Origin of the sequence: Sinimarinibacterium flocculans (assembly GCF_003201205.1) — a bacterium.
Taxonomy (GTDB): domain Bacteria; phylum Pseudomonadota; class Gammaproteobacteria; order Nevskiales; family Nevskiaceae; genus Solimonas; species Solimonas flocculans.
In genome coordinates this window covers 64,214-82,921 of sequence record NZ_QICN01000013.1, presented here as the reverse complement: position 1 = coordinate 82,921, position 18,708 = coordinate 64,214, and the positions used below count along the sequence as shown (strand labels likewise).

Genomic DNA, 18,708 nt, shown 5'->3' with positions numbered 1-18,708 from the left:
GATGGATAGTCAAGGCCGGCTCCAACTCGCAAGCCCGCGACATCGGTTTCGATGTAAAACCACGTCTTCGGAATGGAAGCCGCCTCCCAATGTTGTATCGTTCGCACATGAAGCGACTCATGCCAATGTCGGGCACACTAGGGTGGCGACCGGTCTGGTCGGCTGTCTTGATCTGTGGGCTGATCGCTTGTGGTGGCGATCCTCCTCCACATGCCGGTCTGGCGGGCCGGGTGTTCGACGTTCCGACCGTCGTGGTCGAGCAGCGTGCGGTACCGCTGGTCTACACGGCCACCGGTACCGTGGTGTCGGACGAGCGCGTGCAGATCAGCTCGCGTACGACCGCCTATGTGCGGACGCTGGAGGTGCGCGAGGGTCAGCGGGTGCGGCAGGGTCAGTTACTTGCCCACCTGGACAGCCAGGACCTCGACGCCCGCATCCGCGCGGCAACGGCGGCTCGCGACCAGGCCCTCGCAACACAAGCCGACGCCGAGCGTGACGCCAAGGACAGCGCAACCTTGTTCGCTCGTGGCCTCGTGGCCGAAGCCCACCAGCGCAAGACGCAGCTCGCGTTGGCTGCCGCGACGGAAGCTGCCATCGCGGCTGAAGCCGAGTTGTCGCGCACGCAATCGGAGCGCCAGTACACGCAGATCGTGAGCCCGGTGGCTGGCGTGGTGGTGGCGCGTCATCGCCACGCGGGCGATCTGATCACCCCGGGGACGCCCCTGCTCACGGTGGAGTCGGACACCGCGCTGCTGTTCCAGACCGAGGTGCCGGAACAGCGCGTGGCAGGCATCGCCGAGGGCGACGCAGTGGCGGTAAAGGTAGATGCCGTGCAGCAAAGCTTCTCGGGCGAGGTGGTGCGTCGGGTCAGCTCCGGCAATCCGGTCACTCGCGGGTTCGAAGTGAAGATCGCCTTGCCGGCGTCATCCGGCCTGCTGCCTGGCATGTTCGGGCGCGCGGCGTTCACTGTCGGGCAGCGGCAGGCACTGGTGGTCCCCCTTTCGGCGCTGGCCGACCGAGGGGGGTTGAAGGGTGTGTTCGTTGCCGGGCCGGATCAAAAGCTGCGGTTCCGCTGGCTGCGGACCGGGCACATCGTCGCGGACGGTGTGCTGGCCGAGGCCGGCCTCGATGCCGGGGAGAGGATTGTCGAGCGGGTACCAGCCGACATGCGCGATGGTGATGTCCTTGCGGCCGCGACGCACCACGGTTGAGCAGCCGCCCGCAGATCCAACCCGCCGATGCATCCCGTCCGACTTAACTCCGCCGGTCGACTGGCGCAGTCCTTCATCGAGTCCAAGCTCACGCCATTGTTCGTGGTGGCGGGGTTCCTGCTCGCGATCTTCTCGTCACTGGTGACGCCGCGGGAGGAGAATCCGCAAATCATCGTGCCGGCCGTGCAGGTGACCTGGTTGCTGCCGGGCGCCACACCGGAAGAGGTGGACCGCCTGGTCGTGGTCCCCATGGAGGCGGCGCTGCGCGAGATCGATGGCGTCAAGCACAGTTCCGCTGCAGCCGCGCACGGAATCGGCCGGGTGATGGTCGAGTTCCACGTCGGACAGGACGAGGACCGGGTGCTGGAGCGGGTGAAGCAACGCGTAGCGGTGCATCGTGACCGGTTGCCGAGGGCCACGCTCGACCCGCGCATCGAGCAAATTCGGGTCGACGACGCCCCCATCGTGACCCTCACCCTGGCCTCGCAGCGCTATGACGACTACGCACTGCGCCGTCTGGCAGAGCGCATCGCCGAGCGGCTCAACAACATCAAGGAAGTATCGGTCACCCAGATTCACGGCGGGCGGCTGCGCGAACTGCGCGTCAATCTGGACCCGGCGCGCTTGCAGGCACACGGCCTGACCCTGAACGAAGGCATTGCGGCCATCACCGGCAACAACGTGGATGCGCTGGCCGGGCATTCGACCCGCAACGGGAGCGAACGACTTGTTTACCTGGACGGCCGCCTCAGCTCGGCCGAGGGTTTGCGCCGGCTCCCGCTGGCCGAGCGTGGCGGTCGGCTGATTCATCTGGAAGACCTGGCCGAGGTCGTCGACGGTCCTGCGCCCGAGCGGGATCACGTCACCCGGCTGGCCTTCGGTTCCGGCAATCCGCTGTTTGCCGCGGAAGACTCCCAGGGCGAGATGGCGGCGGTGACGATCTCGGTGGCAAAGAAGCCCGGAACCAACGCGGTGGAAGTCAGCCGCGACGTGCTGACGATGGTGGAGAAGATACGCGCACAGATCGTCCCCGCCGATGTGCATGTCGTGACCACACGCGATGATGGCCGCAACGCCAACCGCGTGGTCAACCACCTGATCTTTGACCTCGCAATCGCCATCACCGTGGTGACGCTGTTGCTGGTGCCCGCGCTGGGCGGCCGTCAGGCCATGATCGTGGCCCTGGTGATCCCGCTGGTGATCGGGCTGACGCTCGCCGTCGATCTGCTCGCCGGAGTCACGATCAACCGCATGTCCATGTTCGGCCTGATCCTGGCACTGGGCATGCTGGTGGACGACGCGATCGTGGTGATGGAAAACATCCACCGTCACTACGAGCAGGGCACGACCGACCGCCGCTGGACCGCCGTGCTGGCGACACACGAGATCGGCACGCCGACGACACTGGCCACCATCACCATCGTGCTGGTATTTCTTTCGCTCAGCCTCCTGACCGGAATGAACGGGGCGTTCTTCTTCCCCATATCGTTCAATGTTGCGGTCGCCATCGCCGCCTCCTTGCTGGTGGCGTATGTCGTGGTGCCCTGGGCCTGCCATCACTGGCTGCCGGCACCCGCCGGCCACCGCATCGATCAGCCACCCGGCTTGCTGGAGCGTCGCTATTCCATGGCCGTCACGGCGCTCGTCGAGCATCCCCGCCGCGCCAACGCCCTGTTCGCCGGCATCCTCCTTCTGCTGCTGGCATCGTCGATGATGATGGCCTGGCAGTTCATTCGCCCTTCCGGTGTGGAGGGCCCCCTCTCGTTCGGGGGTGTGGGTCTTTCCATCATGCCGCGCGAGAACCGCAACACTTTCACGATCTGGCTCGACCTGGCGGAAGGCACGCCGATCGAAACCACGGATCGGGTGGCACGCGAGGTCGGCGAGCTGGTCTCGGCGCAGCCGATGGTGGATCACTACCTCAGCTACGTCGGCATCCCCGGCGTGGTGGACTTTGCCGGTCAAATCAGTGGCGGTGCCTCGCGGCAGGGTCCGAATGTTGCCGAGCTTCGGGTGAACCTCATCGACAAATCCGAGCGCCGGACGCAGTCGGGTGCGGTCATCGACGAGCTGCGCGGTGCCGTCCGCCCCATTCAGTCACGCTACCCGGATCTGGACGTTCGCTTCATCGAGGCGCCTGCGGGACCGCCTTCGGCGGCCGTCATCCTCGCCCACATCCATGGCCCCGACCCGGAGGTGCTCCGCGGGATATCGGCTGAGGTCAAGGCACTCTTCCGGACTACCTACGGCGCCGTCGATGTTTTCGACATCGAGGCCACGCAGAGGATGCAGGTCGACGTCGTCGTGGACAAGGACAAGGCCATGCTGTCCGGCGTCTCCACCGCCGACATCGAGCAGACCCTTCGCGCGCTGATGGACGGCCTGGTGATCGCGCAGACGCATGTCGAGGGCGAGAAGAACCCAGTGCCCGTCCGCATCCGGGTGCCGCGCCACTCCGAAATCGCCCCGGAGCTGCTCGACCGGATTCTGGTGCGCAATGCGCGGGGACAAGCGATTCCGGTTTCCGAACTCGCTGACGTGGTGACGCGGCCCTCCGAGGCCGCGGTCCAGCGCAGGGACAACGAGCGGATCAGTATCGTCGGCGGCAACGTAACTCCCAACACCGCACCGATCTATGCGATCCTGGCCATGAACCAGAAGCTGGCCGCGGCGCCGGTGGCGGGACAGCCCCTGCGCACCGGCAATCTCTCGCTGGTGGAGCAAGCCCCCAACAGCCTCGACGGCTACCAACTGCTGTGGGACGGCGAGCTGCGCGTAACGTTCGACTCGTTCCGGGAAATGTCCCTGATCTTTGGCGTGGTCGTGCTGATGATCTACCTGTTGCTGGTGGCGGCTTACCGCTCCTTCCTGCTGCCCGTGCTCGGCATGATCGCCATTCCACTCGGCATCATCGGCGTTTTTCCCGGACACTGGCTGGTCGACATCAATTTCAGCATGGCGTCACTGATCGGTGTCGTTGCGCTGGCCGGCGTCGTCGTCCGCAACTCGCTGCTGATCATCGACTTCATCCACGACTACCAGCGGCAGGGACATCCACTGCGCGAAGCGGTGAAACTGGCGGGTGCGGTGCGCCTGCGCCCGATCCTGCTGACGTCCTCTGCCCTGATCCTCGCCACGCTGGTGCTGTACCGGGACCCGCTGTTCGCAGGCTTGGCGACCTCGATGATCTTCGGGACGCTGACGTCCACCGGGTTGACCCTGCTGGCACTGCCGCCGCTCTACGAGCGAGTGGCGCGCCACTTCCCCGAATGGGTCCGGGAACCCCCCGATGCATCCGGCCGGACGTGATGACGGGGCCGCGTCCGGGTGTTTTATAGCCGCACGACGCCGGGACGCCCGTCCTGTACCTCGAAGCGTGCGGCCAGGGTCTGGTCGGCTGTGGGCTCGCGAACCCGGGGCACATGCCAGAATTCGGCAACGAGCCGATTCGCGTCCACCTCGGCGTAGACGTAGCCGTTGCGGGTGTTTTCGAAGAACTTGAGGTGGGGATTGGTCACACCCAGCAGCTGTTCGGCGCCAGCGGCCACCGCGTCGAGCACGCCACTGAGGCTGGCGAGCGGTTCGGCATCGCCGCGTGAGGTGATCGAGGGCGCGACGAACTCGGCCGCGGCCGCACCTTCGCCACTGAAGCGTCCATAGGAGGCGGGGTTGTTCGGATCGTCGGTGACGTCGAAGGCGTAGGACTCGTGCGCGTCTCCGGTGAAGATGACGACATTGCGCGTGGCCCGGATACCGGCCAGCACGCGGTCGCGCGCGGCGGGAAAGCCGTCCCATTTGTCCGCGCTCAGATACAGGCTGGTACCCAGGGCGCGCGGGGCGCCGAGTACGACCAGCGGCGAGAAGATGACCTGGTTGGCGATCAGGCGCCAGCGCGCCGGCGTGGTGGCCAGTGCATCCAGCAGCCAGGCTTCCTGCTCGACGCCGAGGATCTGCCGCGCCGGGTCGGTGATTGCGCCGCTGTGCCGGTGCACGGGGAGTTCTGCGCCGAAGAGCGAGTTGGCAGGCACCGGAGCGTCGCGACCGACGTGCCGCGCGTCGATCGCGATGAGCTCGACCAGATCGCCGAAGGCGAAACGTCGGTAGATGCGGGTCGGCTCGTCTGCCGAAGGGGAGCGGATCGGCAGCCATTCGTGCGCGACCTGGGCGGCGGTCGCGCGCCGCAGCAGGTAGTCGCCCTCGGTCTGCGGGTCGTGGTTGTCGGCGCCGTCCTTCCAGGCGTCGTTGACGATCTCGTGGTCGTCCCAGATCCAGATCATCGGGTGTGCTGCGTGCAGGGATTGCAGGTCCGCGTCGCTGCGGTATTGCGCATAGCGCCGACGGTAGTCGTCCAGACTCAGCAGCTCGTGCGGCGGATCGTGTGCGCGGACGTCATTGCGGCCGCTTTCGTAGAGGTAGTCGCCCAGATGCACGACGACCGCCAGATCCTCGCGCTCGGCTACGCGACGGTAGGCGTGGAAAAAGCCACGTGAGTAATCGCCGCAGGTGACGAAGGCCAGACGCAGCGCATCGATCTCGCCCTGCGGCGCGGTGCGGGTCCGGCCCACGGGAGAGACGTGCGCGCCGCTGCGAAAGCGATACCAGTAGTGGCGATCCGGCGCCAGGCCACCGACGTCGAGCTTCACGCACCAGTCGTGTGCCGCCAGCGCGGGCATCGCGCCCTCGGCAACCCGATCACGCAGTGCCGCGTCCGTGTACAGGCTCCAGTGGCAGTCGGCACTTTCGGCGGTGGCGTTGTCCGGCGTGACCCGGGTCCACAGGATGACCGCGTCGGCCAGCGGATCGCCGCTGGCCACGCCGTGCAAGAAACGCCCGCCGGTCGAGGGTTCGGTTGCGGTGCCGGACGAGCCATCCGAATGGGCGTCGTCGCCACAACCGGGCAGCAACGTCAGCGCGACGCCGGAGGCGAGCGCCTGCAGCACCCGGCGCCGGCTGAGGGGCGGGACGGGGCGAGCCTGTACGGTCTGGAGCTTCATCAAAGTGTCACCCGATGGGGATGGGACGATTCACTGCGGGCTGGCGCCCGGCAGCAGCGCGGCGGCCTGCCCGATCAGCGCCGATTCATCGCCGCCGGACGAAGCGGCGCCGAGTCTGAGAAAGATCGGATTGCTCAGGGCGAGCGGCTCGCCGGCCAGCGCACTGGCGCGTAGCTCGGCACGGACCGCGCCGCCCTCGCCGATGCCGAAATCCTGGGAGACGGTCTGATCGGCCGCCCCCAGCGTGACCCGTCCGGCGCTGCGACCGTTGTGGATCCAGATCAGCACGGCGCCTTCGCCGCCGGTGACGCGGGCGCTGAGCGTGACGCTGTCGCCGGGGCTGCCGTAGAGTGTGCCGCCGACCAGTTGCTGCTGGCCGTCGGGGCCGGCGCCGCTGAGCATCAGCGCCGGCCCGTCCGGGTCCGCGGTCATGTAGCCGCGGCAGCCGCGCAGGGCGGCGGTGATCGCCGCGCGCGACAGCGCGGGCGCGTAGACCACCGTCGCCGGTCGACCGACCTCGACCTCGCCGCCGACACCGTGCACGTCCGAGCCGCCGTTTCCGCAGACGTGACGTCCGCGCGCCAGTTCCTCGTCCCAGCGTCGCAGCGCCGCCGGTCCCCAGGTGAGCGCGAAGTCGGCGCTGCCGTTCCAGACTTCGAAGCCGTCCGGCAGCGCTGCCGGGTCGGTCTCGGCATCGGCAAAAAATCCCCAGTTGGAGCCGAAGCCCGGCCAGATCATCGGGTGCGCCACGGCGCTGTAGAGGCCCAGCGCCCGGGCCTGTTCGAGCACGACCTGCACGGGGCGGTCGTAGGCGCTCCAGGCCGCGGTATCGGCAAAGACGCCCAGGCTCGGGCGGAAGCGCCAGTCGACCCAGTCGCCGGACTGCAGGCCGGTAACGGTCAAGTGGCCCGGTCCAGACATCCAGGTGGTGACTTCCTCGCCGCCCAGCAGCAGAAAGCCTGGCGGTGCCGCAGCGGACAGGCGGTCGTTCTGCGTGGTGACGTTGTGGTCGGTCAGCGACAGGAAGTCGAGCCCGTGCGCCTGCGCGCGCTCAGCCATCTGCGCCGGCTCGAGCGCGGCGCCGGAGCTGAAGGCGTCGGAGGAGTGCACGGTGTGCACATGCAGGTCGCCGAAGTACCAGCCGGGGGTATTGCGCGCGAGTTCCTGTGCCGGCAGCAGCGCGGCGCCGGCCGCGCTGCTGCCAAAGCTGAGCTTGACTTCGACCCGGGCCTTGCCGGTGGCAAGAAAATTGGGGATGGCGAGCGTCCATGGCCCCGGCGCCAGGGGGCCGGCGATGAAGCCGGGGGTGGCGGCGTCGTCGGCGATGAACACCTCGCGTCGCTCGGCACCGCTGATGCCGCGAAAGCCGGGGCTGCCGAAGTCGGCGCCGCGTGCGTCGAACACGCCCAGGCCGAGGTTGCCGGGGCTGTCCTCGCTGAGCGTCGCATCGAGCCGCTGCACGCCGGCGGGCAGCTCGAAGGGCAGGTAAAGGGTATCGCCGGCACTGCCGACGCTGCCTTCGAGTCGCAGCACCGTGGGCTCGGGCGGCGGGCCGCCATCGGCGGCAGCGCCCTCCGAACCACCGCAGGCGCTCAGGCCCGCGGCCAGGCCCGCCGACAACAGCAGCCGGCCGCCAACCACTCGCCGGCCTGCGTACCGGCGCCACAGGGCCAGCAGCAGCATCAGTGGCAGCGCCGCCGCGGGCATCGCGCCGCCGCCGGAGCGGGTCGACGGGGCATCGCCGCCGGCTGTGGCGGTCTGGCGCGTCCAGAAGGGGTAGTCGCCGGAGACCATGCTCTGGCCGTCGGCTTCGGCGCGGACGCGCACGGCGTAGGGCGTGCCCGGCTGCAGATCGGCGATCCGCAAGCTGACCGGGCCGTCGGCGGTGATGGCGGAGTCGGGGGCGTAGGTTTGCGGATAGTGCGGCAGCGTCTGCGTCAGCTCGACTTGGTAGCGCAGGCCGGCGCGCGCCTGCCAGCCCACGGTGACGCTGTCGGGGCCGGTCTCGACGATGTCGATGCCGTCTATGGCGAGCCACTGCGGCGGGCTGCCCGGCCCGAACTGCAGCAGCGGATCGCGGGTGTTGGCGATCAGCCGGCGGATGTCGCCGGGCGGGAACGGGTAGGGATCGCTGATCTGCGGATAATCCCCGTTCTCCAGTGCTGCGGCCAGGCGTTCCAGTTCGCCCAGGTGCCAGGGCACCCAGGGCCGGGCGGCCGATTCGAGATGGCTGCTGTTGTGGCGCAGCCCGAAGATCGCGCCGGTCATGTGCAACCAGATTTCGGTGGCCAGCCGCTGCTTGAGCAGCAGGGTTTCGAGCTGCGCGTAGGCGGCTGCGTCGAGGTTCTCACGCAGGCCGGCAAGCGCCTGCAGGTTGCGCTCCGCCAGATCGACGGCCTCGCGCTTTTCCTGCAGCAGTTCGAGCAGGGTCTGCCGGTTGGGGGTGAGCAACTGCTGGGTCACCGACCGGTAGTCGGCGTTCCACTGCGCGATGTTTTTGTCGAGCAGCAGGGTCAGGGCGTCGGTGCCGCTGTCGGGCAGCGTGCTGCCCTTCTTGAAGGCCCAGTCGCCCTTGGCGTAGTACATCTTGCGTCCGATCCAGTAGGTGCGCCGCAGGATCTCGACCAGCTCGGTCGTGGCCGCGCTGCCCGGCGCCAGGCCGAAGCGGGTGCTGACGAAGCGGGCGAGTATCTCGCGCCAGTCCGTGTCCGGGTTCTGCACGAGCCGCGCTTGTGCGTCGATGTTGGCCTCGTTGAGCGTGCCCAGGGCGGGGTGTTCGTAGCGGTCGACGCGGCAGGCGCTGCCGATGAACCGGCCCTCGGAGCCGGCGGCGAATTGCTCGCGGGTCTCGCGGTAGCGCTGGGCGAAGTACTCGGCGGCCACGAAGGGAATGGTGCTGCGGCCCCAGTACTCGCCGGCGCAGTCCAGCTCCAGGAACTGCGGATGCGCGCCGACATCGGCGACCAGCGGATTCAGGGGGTAGTAGGGCGCGAAGTCGTTGGGCTCGGATTTGGTCATCACCGTGATCGGCCGCTGCGTCTCCGCCAGCGCCGCGCGCAGGAAGGGAATCTCCAGACCCTTGTGGTAAAAGGTGCGGACGTAGACGTCCTTGCCGAATTCGTCGCTCACCACGCGCGACACCGCTTCGATCATCGCCTTGTAGCGCTCGGCGATCCGGGCGTACTGCGCCGGCTGGCAGCTGGGCACGACAGTGCTCAGTTCCGAAGGCGCGCTGCCGAAGCTGATCACCACGCCGTCGATGGCGGGAATCTGCGTCAGCGCGTCCCGGTAGCGCTGCATGCGTGCGCGCATGTCGGCGCCGTCGGGATCGAAGCAGAAGCTCAGACGATCCTCGCCCAGCTCCTGGGCCCAGACCAGCACCTTGGCGCCCTGGGCGTGGATGTCGTCGGCGAGCAGGCGCACCCGGGCCACGACCTCGGGGTCGTCGAACTGGTCCACGCGGGTGACGATGCGGTGTGAGAGCTGCGCGTGGGTCACGGCGTACTCGCGCATCCGCGCAATCACCGCGCGGTTATAGTCGGTGTCGTTCTGGGTGAGGATCCAGCCGTGGTGCGGCAGGGCCTCGGCGCTATAGGCCGGCGCCGCCCAGATGCCCAGCAGGATCGTCAGCGCCTGCCACACGGCGCGGCGCGTGCCGCCGGTGGCGGTTCGGGTCGGGATCATCGGGTGTGCACTCCGGATGTCGCGGGGATCGGGCCTGGGATGGGGTGCGCGCAGTCGTCGGGGTCGGCGTGTTCGGGCGGCATCGGCGCCAGGCGCCGGGTGAGCGGCGTGGCGGCACGCGCCACCGGCGATGCCCCGGCAATGGCGAAAACCTGCTGGGTCCGGTCGCGTTGCAGGCGCTGTGCGTGCCGGGTGCTGGCAAAGACGGTGAAGGGGCCGGCCGGCACCGGCCAGGTGTTGACGCCGGGGCCGTCGAGCAGGCTTCCGGCGCCCCATTGCGCGCCATCGTATGCCGCGTGCATCACGCGCCAGCGCCAGTCCGCGCTGCGGCTGTCGAACCAGTTCAGGCGGGCGCTGCCCTGGCCATCGAGCCCGAGGCGCGGGCGGCGCGCGGAGGCGGCGGGTGTTTCGGCAACGGCCTGGGCAGAGCTGAAGTCTGCCGCGGTCGGCGCGCGCACGGCGGCGAGGATGCGCAGATTGGCACCTGCGGCGAGCAGGGCCTTGCTGTCCCACACCACGTGGGTGCGGCCGGCGCCGTCGATGATGACATCGGGGTGGCGGTCGGCAGCATCGCTATCGCCCAGAAACACCGGTGCTGCATCGAGACCGGGCCGCAGCACGGCGATCTGCCAGTCGTCGGGGCTGGTGCCCTCGCCGTAGCCGGCACCGCCGGTCCACAGGGGGTCGAGGTCGAAGCGATTGTCCTGCCAGGCGACGACCGGGCCGGCAGCGTCGAGCGCGATCGCTGGCCACACCGAGGCCGGGTAACGCGCGCTGCGCGCATCGAGCGGCGAGCCGGGGTCGATGTCCTTGCCCGCGCGGCTCAGGTTCACCGCTTCGGCGACGACCCCGTCGGCATCCAGGGTCGTGTACCAGACGTCGAAGGGCGCGCCGGCGGTGATTTCCTGCCAGACCAGATGCGCGGCGCCGTCGGCGGCGAGCGCGAGCTCCGGGTGCATCGCGCGGCCCTCGGTGCCACGCACGGCTATTTCGGGACCAAAGCTGAGGCCGCCGTCATCGCTCACCCGCAGCCAGACCGCCGGTCGCCGCGGGATCTGTCCGGCGCGCTCGTCCTGCCAGGCGACGACGATGCGCCCATCGCGCGCGGCGACCTTCGGGAAACGGGCGCTGTTCGAGTCACTCAGCGTCAGCGGCGGTAACCAGCGGCCGTCGGCACTGCGGGCCAGGTACTGCACGCGCGTGGCCTGCGCGTCGTGCACTTCACCAACCACGTGCAGCACGCCGGCATCGACGGCGGCGTCAGGGAAGCCAGCGAACTCGCCGGGGGCGCCGAGCGCGTACTCGGCGCCGTCGTCCTGGCCCGCGTCCGCCGGCGGCAGGAAGTCGCCAACCGGCGCCACCGGCGCGGCCGAGACAAAGATCGGCGAGGTCGCCGCGCGCAGTTGCGCGAGCAGTTCCTGGAACAGGTTTTCCAGGTTGTATGGCCCCAGCAGCACGCCCGTGAGCAGGCTGGCCGGCTCGGCGAGCCCGATGCTGCGCAGCTCGGCGCGGTACCAGCCGGGGTCTTCGGGGGTCACGACCTCGATCTCGTGCTCGTCGCCGCCGGGCGCGCCGGCCAGGGCGATACTGGCGATCGGCCCGGCGCTGCGCCCGGGCGCAGCAAAGATCAGCAGCCGGCTGCCGAGCCCGCCTTCGACCCGGGCGCGCAGGCGACCGGCCGTGCCGCCGGGAACCAGGCGCTCCTGGCCGGCCACGGCTTCGAAGACGCCGTCGCCATCAAAGTCCGCCTCCAGTTTCACGCGGGGCGTGGTGGGGCCGTTCGAGTACACGATGGTGCTGCCGCTGCGCAGGCTGTCGAGCACCGCGCGTTCGTTCAGCACTGGCGCCAGCGTCGCCGTGGCCGGCCGCAGCGGCGTTCCGCCGAGCGCCCAGAGTTCCTTGAAATGGTTGTCGCTGGCCCCGGCGACGCCGAAGCGCCAGCCGGCATTCCAGCGGTTTTCGGCGTAGTCGATCTCGGCTTCCGGGTTTTCGGCGCGGTTCCAGATTTCGACCAGATCCACGCCCACCGCATCGGCACGCGAGAGGGGATCGCCGTCGCTATCCACCGAGTCGCGATCCGGGTGCGCGCTGACCCAGACCGCGCCCTGGCTGTGCGCGAGCCAGATCGATTCCTGCACCACGCGGCTGCCGGGCGCGCCTTCGAGCGCGGCGTTCTGGTCGATCATGTCGACCGCGCCGTGCACGGTGGCGTGCGGGCGGCCATTGGCCTCCTCGCCCGGAATCAGCAGCACGGTGTCCGAGGTCCACTGCGGGTCGTAGTGCTGGTCGTAGGTGCGATGGTCGGTGATCGGCAGGAAATCCGCGCCCAGATTGCCGGCCAGGCGCAGGATGTCGGTGATCGGCATGTTGCCCGGTGCGCGGTCGTCGAAGGTCTGGCGCGGCAGGCTGCCGTCGGACGAATGATCGGAGTGGGTGTGCAGATCGCCCTCGTACCAGTCCGCGGCTTCCGCGGGTACCGGCTCGAAGCGCGCCGTCACCCGCAGGCTGCCGGAGCCCGCCGGGGTGCAGACGGATGTCGTCTCGTCGGCGCAGGCGCCGCCCCAGCCGGCGAAGCGCCCGCCGCGTGCGGGCACGGCCAGCAGCGTGGGCCGCGTGCCGGCGGCGAAGTCCAGCGTGCAGGCGCCGAAGCAGTCGCGGGTGCGGGGCGAGGACGAGACCTGCCCATCGCCCTCGACCGTCAGTTGCAGGCTCAGCGGGTCGGCGGGCGTGGGAGCGGAGCCGCGCGAACCCTCACCGGAGCCGTCGCAGCCGGCCAGTAGCGCGGCGCACAGCAACACGCTCGTCGCGGCAGCGCTTGCCTTGCCGGCCTGCTCAGGGGTGGGCGGCACGCTGACAGAACCTTTCAAAGGGGTTCGCTGCGGTGGTGCAGGGCATTGCGCCGGCGCGTGTTGGCGAGCAGCTTTTCGGCGTCCTCGCCGCCGATGGCGGGTTCCGGAGATTGCGCGAACAGGCGGCGCGCCGCGGAGTCGCGGGCCTGAATCTCGAAGCGGTCGATCTCGGTCAGTTCGCCGCCGGCCAGGCTGTTGTCGGCCCGGTCCACGGCCCAGGTGATCGCGGTCAGCTTCGGGCCGTCCACGATGTACTCGGTGAAGCAGTAGCGGATCGCGTCGGTGGCCGACCAATGGCTGATCGGCGCAAAGCCGCGCAGGCTCTGCCCACCGGCACCGCCCGTGATCTGGATATAGCCGTCCTCGCGTGGCCGGCCGCGGCCCATCGGTACCGAGCGCTGATAGATGTGGTCGTGTCCGACCACGGCCAGGTCGACGCCGTAGCGCAGCAGCTTGCCCTCTTCGAGCAGCACCAGCGACAGATTGGCCGGTTCGCGCCCGCTCTGGTCGGTCCAGATGGTGAAGTGCTGGACCAGCACGATGAAGTCGATCTCGCCACGCGCGCGGCGCGCGGCGGCGCGGGAGAGTTCCACCTCCGCCCACGCGAGTTCGGCGACCAGGTCGGCGTCCTGGGCCAGATTGCCACCCACCAGGCTGCCGCCGGTACTGAACAGGAAACAGACCCGACCATAGTCGAAGGTGTAGCGATAGCCGAGCCCCGGCTGGCTGATGCGGTTCTTGTAGGCGCCGCCGCCGTTGTCTTCCGCCTCGTGGTTGCCCGGCGCGGTGAGCATGGGAATGCGCGAGGCATAGGGATCGAGGCGGTTGAACCAGTCGTCCCAGGTCGGATGATCGCCGTTGGCGTAGGACAGGTCGCCGGCGATGATGAAGAAGTCCGGTTGCAGGGCGCGCACGCCGTCGAGTACCGCCAGGCTGGCGTCGTTGCGGCCGTGATCGCCGAAGTGACAGAACCGGAACGCCCCCTGCGGCGCGGCCGGCAGCACGCGCACGTCGGACCAGGCACCGGGCGCACCGACCCGGTAGCGCACCGGCAGGTCGGGTTGCAGCGCCACCATCGTCGCCGCGTGGGTCAGGGCCTGCACGCCGTGCGTCTGCTGCACCTGACCGGCGGCGCGCGCCGGAAACGGCTCGCAGGCCATCTGCTCGCCACTCATGCCTGGCCACACCGGCCCGTACTCGACGAAGGTGCCGGGGTCTTCGAGTCCGTCGGTGAACCAGGTGAGTGTGCGCGTGCTCACCGGGTCGCCGGTAAAGCTGGCGTGCAGGCCGCGCGGCACCGCGGCCGTGTCCGTGGCCGGCGGCACACAGCCCTGCGGCAGATTATTTGGCCCGGGCGCGGGGTCGAAATCGGCTGATGAATTGCCGCCACAGCCCGGCAGCCAGGGCAGGCTGGCCAGACTCGCCAGACTGGCGCCGCCGCGCAGCAACAGGCGACGGCGCAGGTCTACCGACGGGGGAACGATCAGGGAAGACGGTTTGCGGTGGATGAGCACGGGGGGATTTCCAGAAGGGGTGGGCGGACCGCGGACGGCGCGCGCCGATTGCGCTACTGCACTGGGGCGCGTGAGCGTTCAGGTGTGTCGACTTGGGGCCGGGGCAGGCGCGCGAGGTCGCCGGCAACGTCGGGCGCCAGCAACGGCGCATCCGCGCGCGGTTCGCTGGCTTGGGCGACTGCGCGCAGCGGGTTGTGACTGCCACCCTGGTCGTTGGCGTCTGGCGTCGCGAACGCCGCACCGAAGCGTTCGCTGAACACCGGCGTGTCGACGGTGTCGACCAGCCAGAACTCACCCTGCGCCCGCTGCGGCGTGAGGTCGAGCAGCACATAGCCGTGGCTGCGCAGCTCCACATATTTGATGTGCGTGTTGAGCAGACGGACCACGTCGGCGATCGGATCCAGCTCCGGCGCGGTACCGCTGGTCACGGCCGAACAGACAAATTCGGCGCCCACCGAACCGCGGCCATTGAGCGGACTGTAGGTGGCCGGATTGCCGGGGAAACGGGTCAGCTCGGCGGCCCATGAGCTGTGAATGTCGCCGGACAGCACGATGTTGTTGCGCAGGCCGTTCGCCGCCCACTGATCGAAGATGCGGTTGCGGTTGGCGGCGTAGCCGTCCCATTGATCCGGGTTGCCCGGAATGCCGCCGGAAATCAGGCCCAGGGTGTTGAGCACATGCAGCTGCGCAAACATCGTCTGGTTGCCGTAGACGCGCCAGCGCGCCGGGTTGCCGGCGAGCCGGGCGGCAAGCCATTGCTCCTGCTCGAAGCCCAGCATGGTGCGCGCCGTGTCCTCGGTCTGGCCCAGGTTGAGCAGCGTGCGCGCGGGTGGGTCGCGGCCGAACAGGCGCGTCTCCAGCATGAACAGCTCGGCCAGATCGCCGAAGGCAAAGTGACGCCAGATGCGCCGCAGATCGGCGGCATCGGGCGTGCGGATCGGGAGCCACTCGTGATAAGCCTGCGTCGCTGCGTTCACGCGATCGGACCAGCTTCCGTGGAGGGCCGGGTCGTGGGTCTCCGAGCCTTCTCTCCACGCGTCGTTCGCGCTCTCGTGATCGTCCCAGGCGCAGATGAAGGGATGCTGGCGGTCATTCCTGCAGGTCCAGATCACTGCGGTACTGCGCGTAGCGCCGGCGATAGTCGGCCAGCGTGAACAGCTCGTGCGGCGGATCGTGCGCGCGACCGAGATCGCCGGCACTGCCGTTTTCGTAGATGTAGTCGCCGAGATGGAGCACCGCGTCGAGGTCGGCGCGTCCGGCCACTGCCCGGTAGACATTATAAAAACCGGAATTGAATCTGGCGCAGGAGAGCGACACCAGGCGCAGCCGCTCGACCGGCCCCGACGGCAGTGTCCGGGTGCGTCCGACCGCGGAGCGCGCGCCGCCGGAGACGAACTGGTAATAGTAGGTCGTGCCCGGCGCCAGGCCCGCCGGATCGACCTTGACCGTGTAGTCACGCGAGGCGTCGGTGAGCACCTGCGCGTCGATGTGCACGTCGGTCATGGCGGGGTCGGTGGCGACGCGGTAGCGCACACGCACCGGCGCGTCGATTTCCGGCGTCACCCGGGTCCACAGGATCACGCGATCCTGCAAGGGATCGCCACTGGCGACGCCGTGCGCGAAACGAACCGCACCGCCGGCATCGTCCAGGGGCGCTTGCGAGTCGGCGCAGTGCGTCAACAGCGGCAGCAGACTGCTGCCGGAGACCAGGCTCAAGCCTTGCAGGAACGTGCGACGGTTCATGAATACAGCCCTGTCCGAGGGGCGCCTGAGCGGCGTGCAGGGGGCACTGGTCTCGCGGCAACCGACCCGCTGCGATCACTGCGCAGCCTGCGCGCGGGAGCTTCGGGCCCCGAGGCCGCGACGCCGTCGCAAGATCAGGACGGTGGACGCCAAGCCAACCAGCGCCCAAGGCTATCCGGACGCTGTGACAGGAAAATGACCTGAGCCCGGTTCAGGCGCTCCTGCGCAATCAGGGGCAGAGCGCGCCTTCGCCGACCACGGTGAAGGGGCTGGAGATTCCTTCATAGTCCCCGCCCGGCACGGCGCGGCCGACGTGGCGCAGGCGATAGGTGCCTGGCGCGATGTCGCGTGGAATGTGCCATTGAACCTCGGCGTTCGAGGGACCGGTAAGCGGCAGGTCGAGTGCCACCGGCGGCACCACCAGTGGCGCCCAGACGAAGAGCAACTCCGGGTCGCGGTCGCGTGCAACCGCAACCCAGGTGCCGTCGGCTTGCTGCCGTTCAGCGTAGACGAAGCTGTCCTGCAGCCGCAGATCATTACGTGGATGGCCGGCGCGAAAGATCGCGGTCACCGTTTCTCCGGGCGCGGCTGTGGCCGGCACATCTTCCACCACGCTGCCGAAGCCACCGGGCGCCACCGGATCAAGCGGAATGTAGGGGACGCGTAGCAGCAATGGCGCGACGTCCGGGTATTCCGGGCCCGGCTCCGGCTGCGTGTCCTGCACCATGCTCAGCGCCAACCGGCGCGTCTCCTGCATGACCGCGGCTAGACTCCATGGCCCGTAGATGGTCGATGCGCCCTCGTACTGCTGACTGGCGTACTCCTCGCGCGTGGTCAGGTAATGGACAAAATCGTTGGTCAGGCTGCCGATGATCACCGTGTCGATGCCTACCGGAGCCAATTCCTCCAGCAGCAGCGCGCGCAGCCGGCGTGCCGACATGGTGGTCACTTCCCACGGCAGGCCGACCAGCGCCAGATTGCCGATGCGGAAGATCTGCAGCGGCTGAATCGGCGACTCGAAATTGACGGTGAGGCCCAGCAACTGGGTCACGCCCTCGGGCAGTCCGCCGACGATCTCGCCGAGATTCAGCGGCAGCAGCACCGGCTTCTCGGCGTGACAGCCAAGCCCCAGCAAGGGCAGCGTATCGAGGTTGCAGAGCAACAGTTCGGAGACCGCTTCGACCGGGACGCCGAAGTCCAACAGTAGCGTCTGCAGGTCGTTGACCAGCGCGCCGAGCAGGGGGATGCCCTCGGCGTCGCAACGGATCCCTTCCTGGCTGAGCGGACCGGGGCCGTCTTCGGCGCCGGCTGGAAAGGACACGCCCAGTGCCGCATTGCAGGTGTGCTTGTCGGGGCTATCGAGCTCCGGTGGGTGGTGCAGGCGCGACAGAACCTCGGGATCTTCCACGCGAACCTGGTTCATGGGCACATGCACCAGTCGGAAGTCCACCGGCCCGCGCAACGGTCCACCCTCGGCCCACAGTTCCAAAGCGCGTGCGAGCTGTTTGGTGCCGGATATCGCCAGCGATTCGAACACATTCTCACCACCGCCGCGCGTGGGGTCCGGGTGCGGCCGTTCGAGAATGAAGATGTTGGGGGAGGCGTCTCCTTCGTCGGCCTGGGCGAAGGCGGCGACGAATCGGTCCTCGCCCGCGGGCGCGTCGTAGCGCGTCCGCATGATGCGTTCGAAGCCGAGTGAGGCGAAGCCCTTGTTGTCCGAGCTGACCAGGTCGGTCTCGGGGCCAAGGACGGTGGCGTGGACACCAAACCAGTTGATCGCACCGACGCCGGAGCCGTCGTCACGGGCGAGGTTGAGCTGAACCATGCGCTTGTTGACGTCGACTTCCTCGCCGCCGGTATCGAGGAATTGCCGGCGCTCATTCTCCGGATTCATTGCGAAGGCAGGGGGAGAGCGGTTGATGTTGGCGTTCAGCAGCTCGCCGCTGGCCAGACGGATGGGCGCGCTCTGCGGATGCGCTTCCAGATTGGCGTGGGCCAGCCGCATCGCTTCGATCGTGCCGTCAACAATCGTTTGCCGCACCAGCGGATCGAAGCCCAGGTGCAACAAGTAGCTGGCATGGTGATGCGAGAAGCCCGCCGGACCATTGTGCGTGTGTGTGGCCGAGAGCATCACATTCTCGCCACGGTAATCGCGCGACAGCACCGGGTCGGCGGCGACGGCATCGAGAATCGCCACGCGCAGATCGCCCCAGACCATGCCGATGTCGGCCACCACCAGCATCACCCGCTTGCCGTTGCAGGGCGATGCCACACTGAAGGCACGTGCAAACTGCCGCTGATGGATCCCCCGCATCACCTGCGCGGGGTCCTCCCAGCCGGCGCCGCTCTTGAGCGCGACCGGACCGGTGATGTCGTAGATGCCGGAACCGAAGCGGAACGCCGTGTTGTCGGCACAGGGACCCTCGGCACGACCCACCGCTGCCGCAACCTCCACCTCAAGACGCTGACTGCGGGCGTCCAGGCCGGCGCCCACCTCGCGCAGTGGACTGTCGAGCATGCAGCGCGCCAGTTGCGAATCCGCGAACGGGGCGCTCGATCCGCCCACGGCCGCGTCCGGTGTGCTGCTGCTGCCGCACCCGGCGAGCAGGCTGGCGACGATCGTGCCGGCCATGGCCAGACGCACGCTGGTGACTGTCTTCAAAGTGTCTGCCCGTCGAATCATAAAACCACGCTTCAAAGAGAAGACCGGAGT

The 18,708-nt window shown here is 68.8% G+C and carries 9 protein-coding genes; 2 read left to right on the top strand and 7 right to left on the bottom strand.

The window, feature by feature from the left end; genetic code table 11:
* The first annotated feature begins 230 nt into the window (after positions 1 to 230).
* Both C8D93_RS18570 and C8D93_RS18565 read left to right on the top strand, forming a co-directional pair.
* Entirely contained in the window at positions 231 to 1,211 is a 981-nt protein-coding gene (locus C8D93_RS18570; protein ID WP_170124112.1) for an efflux RND transporter periplasmic adaptor subunit, read from the top strand.
* 27 nt (positions 1,212 to 1,238) lie between these two features.
* A complete protein-coding gene (locus tag C8D93_RS18565; RefSeq protein ID WP_110266731.1) occupies positions 1,239 to 4,520 on the top strand; it encodes an efflux RND transporter permease subunit in 3,282 nt (1,093 codons plus the stop codon).
* 23 nt (positions 4,521 to 4,543) lie between these two features.
* On the opposite strand, the gene C8D93_RS18560 is transcribed toward C8D93_RS18565, so the two are convergent.
* The 7 genes from C8D93_RS18560 to C8D93_RS18530 all read right to left on the bottom strand — a co-directional run bounded on the left by C8D93_RS18560 (position 4,544) and on the right by C8D93_RS18530 (position 18,657).
* Positions 4,544 to 6,205, bottom strand: coding sequence for an alkaline phosphatase D family protein (locus C8D93_RS18560; RefSeq protein WP_110266730.1), 1,662 nt, complete (start codon positions 6,203 to 6,205; stop codon positions 4,544 to 4,546).
* 30 nt (positions 6,206 to 6,235) lie between these two features.
* On the bottom strand, positions 6,236 to 9,889 hold the full coding sequence (locus C8D93_RS18555) for a CehA/McbA family metallohydrolase (protein ID WP_110266729.1): 3,654 nt from the start codon (positions 9,887 to 9,889) through the stop codon (positions 6,236 to 6,238).
* A complete protein-coding gene (locus C8D93_RS18550) occupies positions 9,886 to 12,738 on the bottom strand; it encodes a CehA/McbA family metallohydrolase (RefSeq protein WP_146216659.1) in 2,853 nt (950 codons plus the stop codon). The genes C8D93_RS18555 and C8D93_RS18550 overlap by 4 nt, the downstream gene beginning before the upstream one ends.
* A 14-nt stretch (positions 12,739 to 12,752) precedes the next feature.
* Positions 12,753 to 14,252, bottom strand: a complete 1,500-nt coding sequence (locus C8D93_RS18545) for a metallophosphoesterase (RefSeq protein WP_245904000.1) — start codon at positions 14,250 to 14,252, stop codon at positions 12,753 to 12,755.
* A gap of 53 nt (positions 14,253 to 14,305) precedes the next feature.
* A complete protein-coding gene (locus C8D93_RS21265) occupies positions 14,306 to 15,364 on the bottom strand; it encodes an alkaline phosphatase D family protein (protein WP_170124111.1) in 1,059 nt (352 codons plus the stop codon).
* Entirely contained in the window at positions 15,342 to 15,995 is a 654-nt protein-coding gene (locus C8D93_RS21260; protein WP_110266726.1) for an alkaline phosphatase D family protein, read from the bottom strand. Before C8D93_RS21260 ends, C8D93_RS21265 begins: the two co-directional genes overlap by 23 nt.
* Positions 15,996 to 16,224: 229 nt before the next feature.
* Positions 16,225 to 18,657: a neutral/alkaline non-lysosomal ceramidase N-terminal domain-containing protein gene (locus tag C8D93_RS18530; RefSeq protein ID WP_170124110.1), complete on the bottom strand. Its 2,433-nt coding sequence runs from the start codon at positions 18,655 to 18,657 to the stop codon at positions 16,225 to 16,227.
* Between the last annotated feature and the right edge of the window lie 51 nt (positions 18,658 to 18,708).